Annotated in this window: 11 protein-coding genes and 1 pseudogene; 2 read left to right on the top strand and 10 right to left on the bottom strand. The window is 58.7% G+C overall.

What is annotated here, in order from left to right:
- Nucleotides 1-92 precede the first annotated feature (92 nt).
- From gshB to PAN31108_RS19285, 6 genes are all read right to left on the bottom strand, one after another.
- Nucleotides 93-1,031: a glutathione synthase gene (gene gshB, locus PAN31108_RS19310; protein ID WP_150670404.1), complete on the bottom strand. Its 939-nt coding sequence runs from the start codon at nucleotides 1,029-1,031 to the stop codon at nucleotides 93-95.
- Between the two features lie 111 nt (nucleotides 1,032-1,142).
- Nucleotides 1,143-2,357, bottom strand: a complete 1,215-nt coding sequence (locus PAN31108_RS19305) for a helix-turn-helix transcriptional regulator (RefSeq protein WP_150670403.1) — start codon at nucleotides 2,355-2,357, stop codon at nucleotides 1,143-1,145.
- A gap of 527 nt (nucleotides 2,358-2,884) precedes the next feature.
- Nucleotides 2,885-4,174, bottom strand: a complete 1,290-nt coding sequence (gshA, locus tag PAN31108_RS19300) for a glutamate--cysteine ligase (protein WP_150670402.1) — start codon at nucleotides 4,172-4,174, stop codon at nucleotides 2,885-2,887.
- A gap of 412 nt (nucleotides 4,175-4,586) precedes the next feature.
- Nucleotides 4,587-6,119 carry an ammonium transporter gene (gene amt / locus PAN31108_RS19295; RefSeq protein WP_150670401.1) on the bottom strand — a complete coding sequence of 511 codons (1,533 nt, stop codon included), beginning with the start codon at nucleotides 6,117-6,119 and terminating at the stop codon, nucleotides 4,587-4,589.
- 24 nt (nucleotides 6,120-6,143) lie between these two features.
- The gene (locus PAN31108_RS19290) at nucleotides 6,144-6,482 is read right to left on the bottom strand and encodes a P-II family nitrogen regulator (RefSeq protein WP_047906773.1); all 339 of its coding nucleotides are present in this window, start codon (nucleotides 6,480-6,482) and stop codon (nucleotides 6,144-6,146) included.
- Between the two features lie 13 nt (nucleotides 6,483-6,495).
- Nucleotides 6,496-7,329, bottom strand: a complete 834-nt coding sequence (locus PAN31108_RS19285; protein ID WP_150670400.1) for a TorF family putative porin — start codon at nucleotides 7,327-7,329, stop codon at nucleotides 6,496-6,498.
- 394 nt (nucleotides 7,330-7,723) lie between these two features.
- Between PAN31108_RS19285 and PAN31108_RS19280 the strand changes: the two genes are divergently transcribed.
- Entirely contained in the window at nucleotides 7,724-7,972 is a 249-nt protein-coding gene (locus PAN31108_RS19280) for an accessory factor UbiK family protein (RefSeq protein ID WP_069340380.1), read from the top strand.
- Nucleotides 7,973-8,518: 546 nt separating this feature from the next.
- A pseudogene (locus PAN31108_RS19275) lies at nucleotides 8,519-9,490 on the top strand (YifB family Mg chelatase-like AAA ATPase); the annotation flags it as partial.
- Between the two features lie 124 nt (nucleotides 9,491-9,614).
- On the opposite strand, the gene PAN31108_RS19270 reads toward PAN31108_RS19275, so the two are convergent.
- The 4 genes from PAN31108_RS19270 to PAN31108_RS19255 form a co-directional block, all read right to left on the bottom strand.
- Nucleotides 9,615-11,003, bottom strand: a complete 1,389-nt coding sequence (locus PAN31108_RS19270) for a tyrosine-type recombinase/integrase (RefSeq protein ID WP_150670398.1) — start codon at nucleotides 11,001-11,003, stop codon at nucleotides 9,615-9,617.
- A gap of 62 nt (nucleotides 11,004-11,065) precedes the next feature.
- Nucleotides 11,066-11,647, bottom strand: coding sequence for a hypothetical protein (locus tag PAN31108_RS19265; protein ID WP_150670397.1), 582 nt, complete (start codon nucleotides 11,645-11,647; stop codon nucleotides 11,066-11,068).
- Nucleotides 11,644-13,746: a hypothetical protein gene (locus tag PAN31108_RS19260; protein ID WP_150670396.1), complete on the bottom strand. Its 2,103-nt coding sequence runs from the start codon at nucleotides 13,744-13,746 to the stop codon at nucleotides 11,644-11,646. The genes PAN31108_RS19265 and PAN31108_RS19260 overlap by 4 nt, the downstream gene beginning before the upstream one ends.
- Nucleotides 13,739-16,102 (bottom strand): hypothetical protein, encoded by a 2,364-nt coding sequence (locus PAN31108_RS19255; RefSeq protein WP_150670395.1) that lies wholly within the window; start codon nucleotides 16,100-16,102, stop codon nucleotides 13,739-13,741. The genes PAN31108_RS19260 and PAN31108_RS19255 overlap by 8 nt, the downstream gene beginning before the upstream one ends.
- Between the last annotated feature and the right edge of the window lie 766 nt (nucleotides 16,103-16,868).

The raw sequence follows: 16,868 nt of genomic DNA, 5'->3' as shown, positions 1-16,868 counted from the left end.
CGAATTAATCCTGAAATTTCATCAGCTTAGGAGCCGCCGCAAGCGGGATTGCCGGCATGGCGATCACGCGGCCCCCAAGCGTCCGACGTCCGTCAGACGGCCAGCTCCAGCGCGTCGATGAACATCTTCGGCACGTCGAAACCGGTCTGGTCCGTGATTTCCTGGAAGCACGTCGGACTCGTGACGTTCACTTCCGTGAGGTAATCGCCGATGACGTCGAGCCCCACCAGCAGCAGACCGCGTTGCCAGAGCACCGGCGCCAGCGATTCCGCGATCTGACGATCGCGCGCCGACAGATCGCGCGCCTCGCCAAGACCGCCCGCCGCGAGGTTGCCGCGCACTTCGTTGCCCTGCGGGATGCGCGCCAGCGAATGGGGCACCACTTTGCCGCCGATCACGAGCACGCGCTTGTCACCCAGCGCGATGTCGGGAATGAAGCGTTGGGCCATCACCGAGCGGGCGCCGTTCTCGCCCAGCATCTCGATGACCGAGCCGAGGTTGCGACCATCCGGGCCGATGCGAAACACCCCCGTCCCGCCCATGCCGTCGAGCGGCTTGTAGATCACGTCGCCGTGTTCGGCGTGAAAAGCGCGCAAACGCCCCGCGTCGCGCGTGACCAGCGTCGGCGCCACGAACTGGCGGAATTCGGCGATCGCCAGCTTTTCGGAATGGTCACGGATCGCGCTCGGCTTATTGAACACGCGCGCGCCGGCACGCTCCGCGATCTCCAGCAGCCAGGTCGCGTTGATGTACTCCATGTCGAACGGCGGATCCTTGCGCATGAGCACGGCATCGAACTCCGTCAGCGCGGCGACACGCGTTCCGATGACTTCGTACCAAACGTCGGCATCCCCCGTCAGACGAATTTCCTTCACACGCGCATCGACCGTCGCGCCTTGCCACGCCATCTCGTGGGGCTCGCACGCGAAGATGCGATGTCCGCGACGCGCGCCCTCGCGCATCATCGAGAACGTGGTGTCCTTGTAGATTTTGAATTGGTCGAGCGGGTCGGCGATAAAGAGAATCTGCATCGATCGGCGGGAGTCTTGGGGGTTCGGATGCACACACCGCGAGCTGCGGCGACAGGCATCTATTCTAGCCGAGCCGTCGTTTTGTCGCTGCGCAGTGCGTTGGCACGGAAATCACGTCCGGCCTGCGGTTTCGGCCATCCCCGTTCCGCCAGACCCTGCCCCGTAGCCGCCGCCCCCACCCAGCCAACCCTGCCCTCCCAGCCCGAGCAGCAACGACGCGTCGCGCACCGGGTCCAGCCGGGCGCGCATGAGCGACAGATGCGTTTTTAGCGTCTGCACGCCGATCGCGCACGCCTCACGCGTCTGCGTGCGCGACTGCCCGGCCAGCAGTCGCATCGCAATCTCGCGCTGCACCGGCGTAAGCGCGGTGTCCCAGAGACGTTGCAGCAAACGGAGCGCCGGCGGCACGGCGAGGTGCAGCGCAATGCGCACCCGTTCGGTCGCGCCGCCGCCCATCGCGCAAAAATGCGTGGCGTGCAGATGCAGCGTACCCCCCGGCACCGGGACCGATGCGCACACCTGCGCACCCGCCGCCGCGTCGCCGGGGAGAAGCCTGAGTTCGTCCGCCAGACGCTGACAGGCCTGCACCACGACGCAGGCGTCGTGCCACGTGCGGCCCGGTGCGAGGCGCCAGACCCGACGCATGAGCGCCAGCGCGGCGGGATCGGCCCATTCCGGCTCGCGCCGATGCCAGACGAGGGTGCCGGACACATCGCAGGTCACGGCGCCGGCCCCTTCGGAACTGAGGCCCGGCACGGCCGAGGGCCCCTCGGCAAGCGGTGGAAAGTGAGGGCGCTCCGGCGTCGAGGCGAACGCTGCGGCGGCCGTCTCGAATGCCGCGACCTCGCGCGACGTGAATCGCGCCCGCTCGCCGTCTCGCGACACCAACAGCCGTAATGCGCCGATCGGGGGGACGTCGCGACACGACGGCGATGCATCGGCCATTTGCTTCGCCGGCAATAGACATACGTCGAGCAAATCGCCATCGGGCAGGCAATCGCCAAGCGCTGCCGGATGGCGCAACGCCGACGGCCCCGCCGCCCGCGCCCGGCCGCGACGAACGTGGCCGCACAGCACCTCGCCCTGCCGGAGCGCCTGTTGCAGCTCGGTGATGGACGGCATCGTCCACGCGCATGCCGCCAGGCGCTCGCACGCGCTCAGCGGCGCCTGCGGCGCGTACCAGCACGTGGCGTCGGCGAGTCCGAGCGCATCGATGGGGGCTCTGGTGTCATGTCGCGCATGACACCAGAGCGCCGCCACGCCGTCGGCGTCGAGCCCCGAACGCAGCGTTTCCAGCCAGAGCGGCAGATAGCCGAGAACCGGCATTGGCAATTGATGGATCTGACGAAGGCATGCGCGTAAGTCCCCTTGCATTCGCAAGTCGCTCCCGGCCAAAGGCAATTTCGAGGAAAATTCTTATTCCACCCGAACACAGACGGACATCCCCCATTCGGGGGATGCTGGTTGCGTCAAACGGTCGCATCATCGCTTCATTGCTGACGCGAACCGGACGACGGACCGGCACAGTACACCGATCCGAAGGGTGAAGGGGATGCGAAGGGAGCCAGTTTGCGGGGGGGACCGCCCAGGAAAGCCCCGATTTCCGACCGTTGCATGAGGCGGCCGGTAAATGTGACGCCCGGCTAGTCGGGGGGCCAGCCGGGCGTCTTTTTCTTTTCGCGTCTCAAGCGGAAATGCGCACAAGACCGCCGCCACACAGACGCGATCCCACATCAGATTCAGAATCTTCTCAACGAGACGCCGAAACCGAAAGCGCGCGGCATGCTGTCACTCGCCACGGCCGGGCGCATGCGCCGTCAATACCCCCGTCAACACCACCGTCAATACCGCCGTCAATACGTTTCCGGATCCGGATCGGTCCGTTCGAGTTCGACCGATGCTGCGAGCAGCGCCAGACGCGCCACCACGCCATACATATAGAAGCGATTGGGCGGTGCGGCGCCCGGCTTGGCATGGACGTCGGGCAGCGCCGTGTGTTCGAACGCGAGCGGCACGAAGTGCATGCCGGGGGCGTTGAGGTTTTCGTCCGTGCCGCGTCCGGTGTGAACCCGATAGAAGCCGCCGACCACGTACCGATCGATCATGTAGACGACCGGCTCGGCCACGGCTTCGTTGATGCGCTCGAACGTGTACACGCCCTCCTGCACGATGACATCGTGCACCTCGAGACCTTCCTTCACCACGCTCATCTTGGTGCGCTCGCGGCGATTCAGGTTTTTGATCTCGGCGGCGTCGTGCACCATCATCACACCCATGCCGTAGGTGCCGGCATCGGCCTTGATCACGACGAACGGCTTCTCCGTGATGCCGTACTCGCGATACTTCTTGTTGATCTTCTTGAGCACCGCATCGACCGTGTCGGCGAGTTTCTCCTCACCGACGCGCTCGTCGAAATCGATGCCCTCGCACTTCGCGAAGTACGGATTGAGCATCCACTGGTCGACGTCGATCATCTTCGCGAACTTCTTGACGATATCGTCGTAGGCCGAGAAGTGCTGGCTCTTGCGGCGCATCGCCCAGCCGGCGTGCAGCGGCGGGAGCAGGTATTGCTCGTGCAGCCCTTCGAGAATCGGCGGAATGCCGGCCGACAGGTCGTTATTGAGCAGAATCGAGCACGGATCGAAGTTCTTGAGGCCCAGACGGCGCGGCGTGCGCTCCAGCGGCTCGATGACGACATGCTGACCGTCCGGCAACTCGATGGTCGTCGGCTCGGCAATGTCGTCCGACAGACTGCCCAGCCGCACATTCAGACCGGCGTGACGCATGATCGTCGACAGACGCGCGATGTTCTGCAAATAGAACGAGTTGCGCGTATGACGTTCGGGAATCAGCAACAGGTTCTTGGCGTCGGGGCAAATCTTCTCGATCGCCGCCATCGCGGCCTGCACGGCGAGCGGCAGCACCTCCGGCGCGAGGTTGTTGAAACCACCTGGGAAGAGATTGGTGTCGACGGGGGCGAGCTTGAAGCCGGCATTTCGCAGATCGACCGAACAGTAAAACGGCGGCGTATGTTCCTGCCACTCGAGCCGGAACCAGCGCTCGATGGCGGGTGTCGCATCGAGAATCTTCTTTTCCAGGTCGAGCAAAGGGCCTTTCAGGGCCGTGACGAGATGCGGAACCATGCTTCTCTCATATCCAGATGGAATATCGATTGTAGAGCATCTGCCGCACGCTTCCGCCGTTCGCCATGCCCCGGGAAGGGGCACCGGCGGGGAAGGTACGGTGTGATGCTGCGGTGAGAGGAGGTGGGGGCGAAACGGCGAATCGCAAGCGCGGGCATCGCCTGCCCCCGAATCGGCCACCATGTCGCGCACGCGACATCGCGAGATATCCCGGACAAGGCACCGCGCACGAAAGCCGCAGACAAAAAAACGGGCACCCGTTCGGGTGCCCGCGCAATGCCGGCGCCGGCTGTCCGACCGGCCACCAGCGACTCCTCTGGATGACCCCGGCCTGAGCCGGGGCAAAACCTTGCGATCGGACGGGGGAGACCGTCGATCCGTTGTGATCGGCGCCCGTGATCGGCGCCTGCGATCAGTTGTGGTAGGCCGACTCGCCGTGCGAAGTGATGTCCAGACCTTCGCGTTCTTCGTCTTCCGGCACACGCAGGCCCAGCACGATGTCGGCGATCTTGAAGGCGATGAACGCCACCACACCCGACCACACGAGCGTGGTCAACACACCCTGGAACTGAATCCAGACCTGACCGGCAATCGAATAATCCGGCGCCACGGCATTGGCCACGTAATCGTAGATGCCCGTTCCGCCGAGCGACGGGGCAGCGAACACGCCCGTCAGAATCGCGCCGAGCATACCGCCCACACCGTGCACGCCGAACACGTCGAGCGCATCGTCGGCCTTGAGCAGGCGCTTCAGACCGTTCACGCCCCACAGGCAGATCACACCGGCGAGCAGGCCGAGCACGATGGAACCCATCGGACCCACGAAACCGGCGGCCGGGGTCACGGCCACCAGACCGGCCACCGCACCCGATGCGCCACCGAGCATCGACGGCTTGCCCTTGCCGATCCACTCACCGGCCGTCCAAGACAGCGTGGCAGCGGCGGTCGCGAGCAGCGTGTTGACGAAGGCGAGTGCTGCACCGCCGTTGGCTTCCAGACCCGAGCCGGCGTTGAAACCGAACCAGCCGAACCAGAGCAGCGAGGCGCCGATCATCGTCATGGTGAGCGAGTGCGGCTTGAACGCTTCCTTGCCGAAGCCCACACGCTTGCCGACCATGTACGAACCCACGAGACCTGCGATGGCGGCGTTGATATGAACCACCGTGCCGCCGGCGTAGTCGAGCGCGCCCTTCTGGAACAGCCAGCCGGCATGTGCGGTGGCGGCATCGGCAGCGGCGGCATCGGTGTAGGCATCCGGGCCCGCCCAGAACCAGACCATGTGCGCCATCGGCAGGTACGAGAACGTGAACCAGATGACGGTGAAGAGCAGCACGGCCGAGAATCTGGCGCGTTCGGCGAAGGCGCCGACGATCAGCGCGCAGGTGATCGCGGCGAACGCTGCCTGGAAGGCCATGTAGGCGTACTCCGGCACGTTCACGCCCTTGCTGAAGGTCGCGGCCACCGAGTCCGGCGTCATGCCCTTCAGGAACAGGCGATCGAAGCCACCGAAGAATGCCCCGCCTTCCGTGAACGCGATGCTATAGCCGTAGATCGCCCAGAGCACGACCACCAGCGAGAAGATGATGAAACACTGCATCAGCACGGAGAGCATGTTCTTCGAGCGCACGAGACCGCCGTAGAACAGGCCCAGGCCGGGCAGCGTCATGAGAATCACAAGTGCGGTACAGGTCAGCAGCCACGCCGTATCGCCCTTGTTGGCGGGCACGGGGGTGGCGGCTGCCGGGGCGGCCGGTGCAGCGGCCTGAGCGGCGGATGCCGGTGCGGCAGCGGGTGCGGCCGTCGCAGCGGCAGGGGCAGACGCTTCCGAAGCGGCGGCAGGCGCCGAGGCGTCCTGCGCGAGCGCAGCGGTCGAGCCGAGGCCCACGGTGCCCACAACACCAGCAAAAGCGGCGGCGAGCAAGAGTTTGGCAAGCAGTTTTTTCATGATTGTTGTCTCTTATTAGGACCTTTACAGCGCGTCTTCGCCGGTCTCTCCAGTACGGATACGGACCACGTGCTCGACGTTGGACACGAAAATCTTGCCGTCGCCGATCTTGCCGGTACGGGCCGCCTGCTCGATGGCGTCGATCGCCTGATCGAGCATGGCGTCGCCGATTACCGCCTCGATCTTCACCTTCGGCAGAAAGTCGACGACATATTCTGCGCCCCGATACAACTCGGTATGGCCTTTCTGGCGGCCGAAGCCTTTGACTTCGGTCACCGTAATACCTGCCACGCCGATGTTCGAGAGGGCTTCACGCACCTCGTCGAGCTTGAAGGGTTTCACAATTGCGGTAATCAGCTTCATGATGAGTCGCTCCTTAGAATGTCTTCGACAGCCCTACGACGACGGTAGCTTTGGAGAGCACTTTGCCGGAGTTCGCGGCGGTGTAGTACTTCTCGTCGGCATTCGTATCGACGTAGGAGACCGACACGGAGAAGTTCTTGCCCAGGTCTTTCGACAGGCCGATCTTCCAGTCGGTATAGCTTGCTGCGCTGAAGTTGTGCACCCACTGATGCCCCACGTGGCCCACGGCCGAGAGGCCCCAGAAGCCGAGGTCGTAGGTGCCCGTCAGGTCCAGATAGCCACTGTTGGTCGTATCCTTGCCGTCCGGACTCACGAGACCGAACAGACGGGTCAGTGCGTGCGAATACTTCAGCGTTACGGTCTTCCAGCCCACGGCGGCATACAGCTCGAACGTATGCGGGCGCGGGAAAAACTGACCGGACGGATAAGTGCCCGGGTAGTAGTACTGCAAACCACCGACATCGATGGTCCAGTCAGGGATGATTTCCTTCTTCCAACCCCCGTAAAAATCCATCTCGATGGGCGCGCTCACTGCGGAATTCCCATCCGAGATCCAACTGATGTTCGACGCCCACACACCGGCGTACAAACCGGATTCATGTGCGATATCGAAACCGCCCTGTACCGCCGGACGCTTGGCCGTTTGCGAAATACCGCGGAAGCGATAGTCCGAGAACAAGCCAACGTTGGCAGTCACCGTCAGCGGTTCAGCCGCTGCGGCCGCTGCGTCGGCGGGCGCTGCTGCCGGTGCGGCACCGTCGCCTGCTGCCTGCGCATACGCGCCGACAGAGGCCGCCATCGCACCCATGAACACAAAGCCAGCCATCGCAGTTGACACTTTTTTCATCACTTTCCCCTTAAGTTGACATTCAACGTCTTGGTACAGCGTGCGGCAGGTCCTGGGCTAGGTAGAGCAACTCCCGTGCCAGCTCCTTCGACCGCTTGAGCTGCGACGCGCAAGATACGGATTTCGGGATAAAAAATTGGCAAATTTCCGGGAAAGTGAGGTGGGCGAGCAACGTCACACAACGGCAACGAAGCACGACAAACTGTGTCGAAGCCTGAACCGGTACGGGTGAGCGCCGACGGTCTCTGGCTGGTCGCGAGAAACGGTGATAGAGTTGCGCCAATTATTGAGGGACGCACCCGATGCACCACCATGCACCGGTCGTACCGGCACGGCGAAGCACACTGACGGTGCAAGCACCAAATCGGTGCAAAGAAACGACGAGAGGAAGGCTATGAAACCGAACGAGATCCTGCAAGACATGCAAGCCAAGGTGAGCGAGATGCTCAAGCAATCGCCCGCCAAGGATATCGAACGCAACGTTAAGAGCCTGCTCAACCAGGGCTTCACCAAGCTCGATCTGGTCACGCGCGAGGAATTCGACGTGCAGGCGCAAGTGCTCGCCCGCACGCGCGAGAAGCTCGAAGCGCTGGAGAAACGGGTGGCCGAACTCGAAGGCCTGCGCAGCGAAGCGCAAGACTGACGACTCATAGGGGCGCAACAGCGCCCCTTGTTACGTCCGGGCTCGCGCGCCTGCGCGACGTCGCTCTGTGCAGCCCTCTGTGCCACCTCGTTCCCCCTCGTTCCCCCTCGTTCCCCCTCGCTCCCCCTCGCTCCCCCTCGCTCCCCCTCACTCCTCCCTCAACTCCCCCCAGTTCTCCATTCCTCCCTCGACGGAGCCCTCGCTCTGCGGCCTTACGCCTGCCGGGGTCCCATCCGCGCGTCTGACGCGCCACGCTCGACGGTTGCCGGATTTCCGAACGCGATATCGGAATCCTCCGGTTCGCGCGATGGACGTGTCCGATCACGTAACGCCGGACATCCGAAAACACGCCTCCTGCCCTGTCGTTGGGCCGATAAGGCGTTGTGCCGTGCGGCGCGATTGCGCGACTATCGACCTCAACGGGGCAGTACATCTCCTTTGTCGCTTCACCGCAAACGCATCGTCAACACCTCATCAATGCCTCATCAAGGCGGGGAGAAACGGGAGCGCGCCGGGGTGCCAAGGGAATGAAAACGGAGGGAAGTCATGTCATTGGCAGTTGTCAGCAGCCGGGCGATCACAGGAATGGCGGCGCGTCCGGTCACGGTCGAGGTGCATCTGGCGAACGGACTGCCGGGTCTGTCGCTGGTGGGCCTGCCGGACACCGAGGTCAAGGAAAGCCGGGAGCGTGTGCGCAGCGCCTTGCAGAACAGCCGTTTCGAGTTTCCGGCAAGACGCATCACGATCAATCTGGCGCCGGCGGATTTGCCGAAAGCATCCGGCTGCTTCGACTTGCCTATCGCGCTGGGCATTCTGGCCGCGAGCGGCCAACTCCCCGAGGCGGGTCTGCGCACACACGAGTTTGCGGGGGAGTTGTCGCTGACCGGGGAGTTGCGCCCGGTGCGAGGCGGGCTGGCGATGGCAAGTGCGATGGCTGCGCAGCCGTCCGGGCGCGCGCTGGTCTTGCCTGTGAGCAGTGCACAGGAGGCGGCACTCGTCGAAGCGGCGACGGTCTACGGCGCACGAACGCTGCTCGACGTCTGCGCCCACCTCGCAGCGCCGGAGGTCGCCACGCCGCTACCGCGCGCGGTGGCGCCGCAAACGTCGGGGGGCGATGCGGCGTCGCCGGCGGCAACCGCAGGCGAGATAGCCGCCGGGATAGGCGCCGGGATGGCCGATATGGTGGACATCAAAGGACAGGCGCACGCCAAGCGGGCGCTGGAGGTGGCTGCGGCGGGCGGCCATCACATCCTGTTCTACGGCCCCCCGGGGACCGGCAAGTCGATGCTGGCGACGCGTCTTGCGGGACTGCTACCGCCCTTGACCAAGGCACAGGCCGTGGAGGCCGCCACACTCGCGAGCCTGAGTGCGCAGGGGTTCGACACGCGGCATTGGGGGCGTCGCCCCTTTCGCGCGCCGCATCACACGGCATCCTCTGCGGCACTGGTCGGCGGCGGGAGCGTGCCACGGCCCGGCGAAATCAGTCTTGCTCATCGCGGCGTGCTGTTTCTCGACGAGTTCGATTTTTCGCTTTCGTAACCGAGTTGCTCATAGAAAATTCCCCTTATATTCAAGGAGTTCGGCAGATTTTGAACAACTCCCGGTCGAACAACACAGACTTTGCGTGTACCCTCGCTATCACTTATTTTTCTGGGACACCCAAGGCCTTCCCAAGCATTGCATTCCCAGGTGCTGACTCGCGCCTGAAGCCTTCGGCTCGAGATAAATCGTCTACGAACCGCTTCAACTCGCGTTCCACCTTGTAGGCATACTCCATCGCCGTTAGGGCATCACGTTCCGCTTCCAGTTCTGCGATGGCCGCTCGCCCCTCCCTCGCGAGTCGCCCAATATCGACAGCGGGCGCCGGCTCTTGGTCCAAGAGTGGACCCAAAGCAAATGCCCAATCAACATAATGATTCAAGGTCTCGACGGATTTAATACCTGTCTGCTCCATAACATCGACCTTAAATTGCTCGAGCCTCATAAATAATTCAATGAAATGCTGAGCATCCCGAACGTGGTGGGCACGGATAAGGCGATAAATCTTTACAGTAAAAAATCGATGCCTAAAGAGATGTGGGTGAGCCTTACCCTTTATACCAGCAGCCCTCCTTAATATATATAACTCCAATGTTACAGTATTAGCAACAATTGGCTTGCCAGTTCTGTGGTTGATAAACACAATATCGTGCTCAGCGCCACCTAGAAGTCGCTCTATTGTCGGCGCACGGTAGTTTTCGATATATTCGAGAATGTAATCAAGCTCGGCGTGAGAAATTGGCACAAATCGAATTTCAGGTTTGCCCCTTCGCTTGACGGTCATCATCTTTAGGAATGGACGCTCCATTCCCTTTGCAGCACGGACGTCGGAGACCTTGAGATTAGCAACCTCGATTCGTCTTGCCCCCGTAGCCTCCAGCAAACGCAAAATGCACAATCGTCGCATTCTTCGGGCGGAGGAGCCACTACTTGTCACCGCCGCTTTACGCAAGAGATTAATATTGTTCTCTGTTATTGGATACCTGTGATTGACCTCACTCATTGCAGGAAAACATGAGTGATGCCAATATTCGATTCGCACAGCCCTATTTCCAGACAGTCCTCTTACAAATGTCCGGCGAACTGCGCGAATGTGTAGACCATCCGGCGCCAAGTAATCTTCAATCCTTCTTCTTAGGCCCACAAAATGCAAGAAGGCAAGGCTGCGCCGTCCGATTCTGACAATTGTCCTATTATTCCGAACCTGCTCACCATCAGATTTCTTTTCCGCCGCCAAATTCCGCATAAACATCACGAAATGTGCATCTGTCAAATGGTGGAGATTCACCTTGTTCGCAAAGCAATAGCGAATGAGAGGGGTCAACTCGGAAATGTAGGTTCCCAATGTTCCGCCACGGTCAAGCATAGACCGCCCCAGCGTCTTCAGCTTGTCCAGGTAAGCGGCCAGTTCAATGCACCACCGTCCGTCGGGCCATGTTGGCAGCGGGATTCCGCTGATGTCATTCGTGCGCACCCGGCCTTGTTCGTACACGCGGTATGCTTTTGTCTCCGCCGGTGCGCGGACGAACAGCTGGCACCGCCCCTTCCTGGAAGTCACAGTTGCCTCAGTCGTTGAAGCCAGGCTTCGGTATCGCTGCCGACCTCCACAACGGGCCGCTCAGCGAGGTCAAACATCGCGAGCAGTCGCTCCTCCTCCTTTTCCCATCGCTCGACCACGCCAGGGTTACGAGAAAGATTCGCCACTTGCCTTCCAGCGGTCAAGGCCTCATGAAACGCCTTTGTCACATGCCAAAGGTCAACCATGGATTGAATGCGTTCGGATTTTGCTTGTTCCAGGTCTTCAGCAAAGCGCTTTTTTGTTCGGCGTTTCGCTTTAAAGCTTCTGAGTCCCTCGTCCTCAACTTCACCCAGGGCAGTTATTCGTAGATTATCGAAATAGGAAAATCCGCCATCAAGCAGCTTCTCAGCTAGCCTTTCGACAGTGGACCTTGATGTCGCGGAGATACCATTCTTTGGATTTGAATATTCCGCCAAGCGACTCTGCCGCTTGAGGGCCGAAACAAGTTGGTGGTCCCCGACGTAATCTTTAGGATTTGCTATGACCTTACCTAATAGCACAGACAGCGCTACGACCGATTTTTCATTCGTTGTCTGAGGCGCGGGCTTTGCAATCATCGTGACCTGCCGATTCGAGCGACAATTTTGTACTGACGGCCTGCCGCACCTGGAAGGAACACCGGTTCCACGACGAGTCCTTTCTTCATTTGAAGATTGAGGTAATCTTCAAGCGCATCTCCATCAACAAACGAAAACTCACTTGCTCCGAACCGCGACTCAGCAAAATCGCGTAATCGTTGGCGCACCTGCTCGTGCAGTTCCACCACACGTTGCTCTTCAGGAAGGCGCAACTCGTCCATTAGAAAATACGCCGCAGCCTCCCTGCGCATATCTCCTGACACAGCGTTGGTCAGGTAATGCCATAAATGTGCAGCGTCAACATGACCGACAAACCATCGCAGTGTATTGAGATTGCCCTGGCGAGCACCGAAAAAGAAAGTAATAATCAAGAATCGGCGGAACTGGTGCTCTCTCAGATAGTATCGATGCCCGTTTGCATTCAATGGCGTATCAAAATAATCGCAGAACACGTCCAAGGAAGCATTGAACGAACTGGATGAGGCAACGCGCATTCCGTAGCTCCCCGGCATGCTCAACAAGGAGCCGAATTCGTTGAGGCTGCCCCCCTTTACAAGCCTGGACTGAAACGACTCCAGAAGCGACACCATCTGCTCGACTATGGGTGGAATTGGCCTGACCTCTTCTTGACGCAATCCGAGAGCACCTGACTTAGCGTTCCTGAACACCATGTACTTTCTTGACGCATCCAGGCAACCGATGACCGGTAACCGCACTAGCTCCATTTGCCTCCTCGCAGTGATGGGACCAATGACATGGATAATGGCTCCATAGAGCACGTGTAGGTTTTGCAATAGACCGCGTCCATTTCGAAGGTCTTCAAAGAATCTTCTGCGGTCCCATTTCTCTGACCATCCGCCGAAGGATGGCCAACCCGTCGCGGCTCCTCTTAGGCAGAACGCAGTGACCCCCAAGTCAAGCGCTCCCTTAGTCAAGAACTGCTGAACATCATTCGAGCCGATTAGGGCCAGTGGAGAGACCTTCTCTGCTTTAGCAGCTTCCATGATGTTCACGTAGCTATCGAGCAGCGCTTCGCCGTGGTCCAGCGCAAATTCGACCCCATTCTTTATGCCGTCCAAAACCTGCCAAAACGGAGGATTTCGATAACGTCCAGAAGGGTTGCCTTCGTGGCGGTCAGCGGAATTTTCTCGCAACGCATTCAAGGCATCCGTGGGCACATCAAAACCCACTGACTCCAACGTGGACATACTGAGAATGGTCGAGCGCCAAGCTCGCACATACCGCCACGAAGGCTTGCTCCTCTCGATGGTTCGGACGTCGACGGCTGGATATTCGCGCTGATACCTTTCTGAGGGATAGAGACACAATTCCTCGTGGATAGATTTTCGCCCTTGCCCAAAAATCGTATTTCCGTATATTTTCTCCGCCAGCTTGGTAGTAAATGGAATAAACCGGTAGTTGGTTAGGCTCCGAACCCGATACATTCCCTTTAGCCACAGGGCAGCTCTCCAGGACGCGAGACGGTCTGGGTCCTTTGTCAGAGTCCATTCCTCCGCTGGAATCGTGATGTCACTAAACACCTTATGCCGGTTCAGCAATAAAATGATTTCATCGTAGGACTCGTTTACACGCTCATCGAGCCATTCTGCAAGGCGCTCAGTCCAACGGTAAATTACCTCCTCGTCGGTTGGTCCAACGCCGCAACGCAGAAGAAGCCGGTCGAAGTCGTTCTCGGTAACCAAATCAAAGCCATATTTTGCTAGCTTTAGCTCTTCCTGTTGAAGCAGAAAAAAATCTACAAGCCGAAACGCACGATAGACTCGCTGCTGTGTTGTTGGCACATCGCAAATTCGGCCCCTCATCGCAGCTGGATGCGTTTGAGACGTGACCATTGACTTGAAGGTGTCCAGCATTTTCCAGTGAGTTAGGTCCGTAAGGCATCCATTGCCAAAGGGAACAGCCCACTCAATGGATTGCACATGCTCGCCAAATCGAATGACCCATGTGTTGGCAGAAAATGGACTATCCAACCACCAGGCCGCTTGAAAATCCGTTGCACGTGGATTTGCCATGGACTCAAGCCGCTCCAAAATCCCATCCGGCATTCCTTTAAGCATAAATTGCCTCCGGATAAATCAAGCCAATGCAATCTCGCTCTTTTGCAGCCGCAAGCATGGCTCGAAAATCATCACGAGGCGGAATACTATCCTGGATATATGCAAACAGCCTTTCCGCATAATCGACCCACATCTCTGCAAGTTTCGACACTGGCCGGTCAGCATTCTCTACTGCAGCTCGAATGCTGACAAGCAACATCAACGTTTCCACACTTATTGAAAACACTACTGAGTCAAAAAGATGGCCGGTCTTCGCTTCTACCGCAGCGCCTTTTCGGTCCACCCACTTTAGCGCGTGATTTGAAATGAACTCGTTGAGTTCGTGGAGAGTTTTGAAGCCTGCAGCTGGCAGCAGATATTTACTTTCTTTGAGAGCCTCCACCAATATTCCACACTGAAACAGCCTTACCCAACGTTCTTCAAAATACCTAAGCAATGGGGCGGGCAAGTAGCGCTCCAATAGCCTGATGTCGAGTTTTTTGTGCCCAAGAATTTCGGATAGTTTCTGAATATCGGGACGACGGATGTAAGCAACAACAGCTGCAGTTGCACGTACTGTGGCGAGAGAAAATCGTGCGGCCAAAATGCCGGCGGCCTCCTCGGTCATTCCGCCGGAGGCAAGAAGCTTCTTCTCGAGGATGCCGCTCCGACGATGGTAGTTTATGTCGTGGGAGATTGTCAGTCGGCTAGGGTAAGAGAAACCTTTTCCGCAACCTAAGAACAAGTATCGCCAATTAGGGTCATTCTTGTTCCTGAGATAGTCACGCAACGGCCGTGTAATCTCTATGACCTGGGCAACAATTTCCGCACCCCGGTCGGAGAGATGAATCTGCTGTTCCGCGTTTCCCGGGCCGCGCCGCAACTTGTCACCGTCCAGGACCCATCCGTTGTCTGTCTCCGCAATGCCAGAAAGCTGACCGGCCCCGTCATACAGCCGCAGCTTTTCGAAAAAGCTCGCGGTTAACTTCGGATGTTCGATGACCAACAATGTCATATGGGGAACCAGCGCGCCGGTAGTAGGCAGCGCCAAGACCTCGGATGCCATGTTTCCGAGTTTCTCGGGGTACAGCGTCCGCTGCCTTCCTTCGACCCTCATTCGGAACCCAATTTTTTCGAACGTCGCGCAGGCGTTCGCCGCCCAATCCGGATTCGTCCGGTCAATCAGCGCCCCCCTTCCCGTGGCCGTACGAGAGGATAAAACTTCCTTTACGGTTCCCTTTTTCGCCAGTTGGCGCCGTCGTTCTAGGCGAGCCCAGAGGACATTAACTTCAGACTCGGCCCAGCTCTTGACCAAGTCCAGATTTTTTTGAATTTTAAAGTAGATGAGGTCCGTCGCCTCTTCGTCACTTAACTGCAACGGAACGTCCGCCAGCAGTTTCGCAATATATGTTTCACCATCTCCGTTCTGCCGAAGATGAGTGCTACTGCGGCAGATTTCTTTCGAGGACAGCGATGGCAATTCTTCCGCTGTCAGTCGCGCGAAAAACTTCCCGGCACATAGGTAGGTTGTGACAAATGCCACAAATCTGTTCCAGTACGCAACGAGGGTAGAATATTGATTCTCCTCCTTTCCGAATACCTTGCATTGAAATATAAGAAAATTTATTAACACCGAGGTCAACTTCGAAGATGAAGCGAAGTCTTCCTTAAGCCAAGAGGCCGGGAGCCTTGCGAGAAAATCAGCGAAAGCGGTCTCAATTACGATTCCGTTAACCCGGCGCCCTGCAGCATACCCTGCTAAAGCAACTGCATACGCCTCAGTGAAATCCTTCCCGTATCTTGAGTATATGTTTCGAAGGTTTGCCCACGTGATTTGCCCGTTGGTCTTCGGGATAGGCCAACCACGCCACAAATCGACCTGCACACGGTCCAATGGGAGCCGCTCAAACTCGGCGGTTGCAGTTTCGAACCAATCCGTAGGCGCGTTTTTGGAGAGGCGGGGAATTCGCGAAGATGCCTCTGGGCAAGCATATGCCAACGCCGTCTTCCAACCATATGCCCACTTGTACCGTACATCTAACTTAGCATGCAGAAACCTCTCGGAGTATAGTGCGCCGGCAAAACCAACCAGAACATCTTCTGAGCGAAAGTGATTGTTGGAAAAATCAACTTTCTGCTTGGTCACCGCCAAATAAGCCTCAAAAATCCTAATGAGCAATCGGCACATTTTTTCGCCTTGGCTTCCCATTCCAAGGCGAATCGATTCTTCCAATTTCAAGCGTGCGTCCGTGCTTATATGGTCAGTAGGATAGTCGCTCTGCCAGCGAATATTTCGTAAAATCGACTCACTCAAAAGTATTTCGCGCCTGCGCTCTGGCAAAGAGCTCGCTAGCACGAACTGACGCATGACATCCATCTGCTTGTCCCCGTGGATATGGCGCTATTTATCAACCCCAAAAAACTGGCAGACGCAAAGTTCTTGAGCGGTGCGTTCAAATTTTCTTTGGTTCTCTCGAAGACATCCTAAAATGTCGGACGGGCTTTGCAAGAGCACTTGTCTTCGGCCGCCCTGGCGGGTGTCCGTAAATTGACTTTTGAAATTTTTTTTTGTAACTATTTGTAACAGACCAAATATCTGCTGAACTGCCTCGGGACTCGAGAAGGCTCTGACTCTTGAAAAAACGGAGCTATGAGCAAGGCAAACAAGTTCTCACCCGAAGTGGTAGATACGCCTCCTGGAGGTAGGCCGGCGAGTGCTGATTGCCTCTCGCCCAGGCGATGGGCCTAGTCAACTGTGTTAAGCAGGGAACACCCGTATGGGGTTCGCTCGAACAAAGATGATGCAAACAGCACAGGTGGGGCGCATGCCCTTGCGAATTCGGGGGAACGGCCATTTGGCAACAGCCTCGGCCCGAGCCGGTAGCCGGGAGGAGACGCTAAGGCTGGTGAAGCCGCGCGGTGTCGCAGCAGTCGAGCAGGACTATGAGTCTGGCTTGCAAGACGCTGTTGAACTTGGCCGGCTCGGCCGAGCGGTCGGCATCGGGGCAAAGTTCCGCGGCCACGAGAGCATCGCCGTCAAATCACCGGCGGCTCTTGTTGCGGGGCTGACATGCCCCCTGCAAACAGGGCCAGCCGGATTCTAGTAAAGTTCGTTTTCGGAGAAGAAGACGAACATGAAGAAG

The organism is Pandoraea anhela, assembly GCF_902459655.1.
GTDB classification, from domain to species: Bacteria; Pseudomonadota; Gammaproteobacteria; order Burkholderiales; family Burkholderiaceae; genus Pandoraea; species Pandoraea anhela.
The sequence above is the reverse complement of the archived record's forward strand: the minus strand, read 5'-3'. Positions and strand labels throughout refer to the sequence as shown.

Excerpts from the sequence above, each read along its gene's own strand:
- gshB (WP_150670404.1), bottom strand. The coding sequence starts at position 1,031 with ATGCAGATTCTCTTTATCGCCGACCCGCTCGACCAATTCAAAATCTAC.
- PAN31108_RS19305 (WP_150670403.1), bottom strand. The coding sequence starts at position 2,357 with ATGCCGGTTCTCGGCTATCTGCCGCTCTGGCTGGAAACGCTGCGTTCG.
- gshA (WP_150670402.1), bottom strand. The coding sequence starts at position 4,174 with ATGGTTCCGCATCTCGTCACGGCCCTGAAAGGCCCTTTGCTCGACCTG.
- amt (WP_150670401.1), bottom strand. The coding sequence starts at position 6,119 with ATGAAAAAACTGCTTGCCAAACTCTTGCTCGCCGCCGCTTTTGCTGGT.
- PAN31108_RS19290 (WP_047906773.1), bottom strand. The coding sequence starts at position 6,482 with ATGAAGCTGATTACCGCAATTGTGAAACCCTTCAAGCTCGACGAGGTG.
- PAN31108_RS19285 (WP_150670400.1), bottom strand. The coding sequence starts at position 7,329 with ATGAAAAAAGTGTCAACTGCGATGGCTGGCTTTGTGTTCATGGGTGCG.
- PAN31108_RS19280 (WP_069340380.1), top strand. The coding sequence starts at position 7,724 with ATGAAACCGAACGAGATCCTGCAAGACATGCAAGCCAAGGTGAGCGAG.
- PAN31108_RS19265 (WP_150670397.1), bottom strand. The coding sequence starts at position 11,647 with ATGATTGCAAAGCCCGCGCCTCAGACAACGAATGAAAAATCGGTCGTA.
- PAN31108_RS19260 (WP_150670396.1), bottom strand. The coding sequence starts at position 13,746 with ATGCTTAAAGGAATGCCGGATGGGATTTTGGAGCGGCTTGAGTCCATG.
- PAN31108_RS19255 (WP_150670395.1), bottom strand. The coding sequence starts at position 16,102 with ATGGATGTCATGCGTCAGTTCGTGCTAGCGAGCTCTTTGCCAGAGCGC.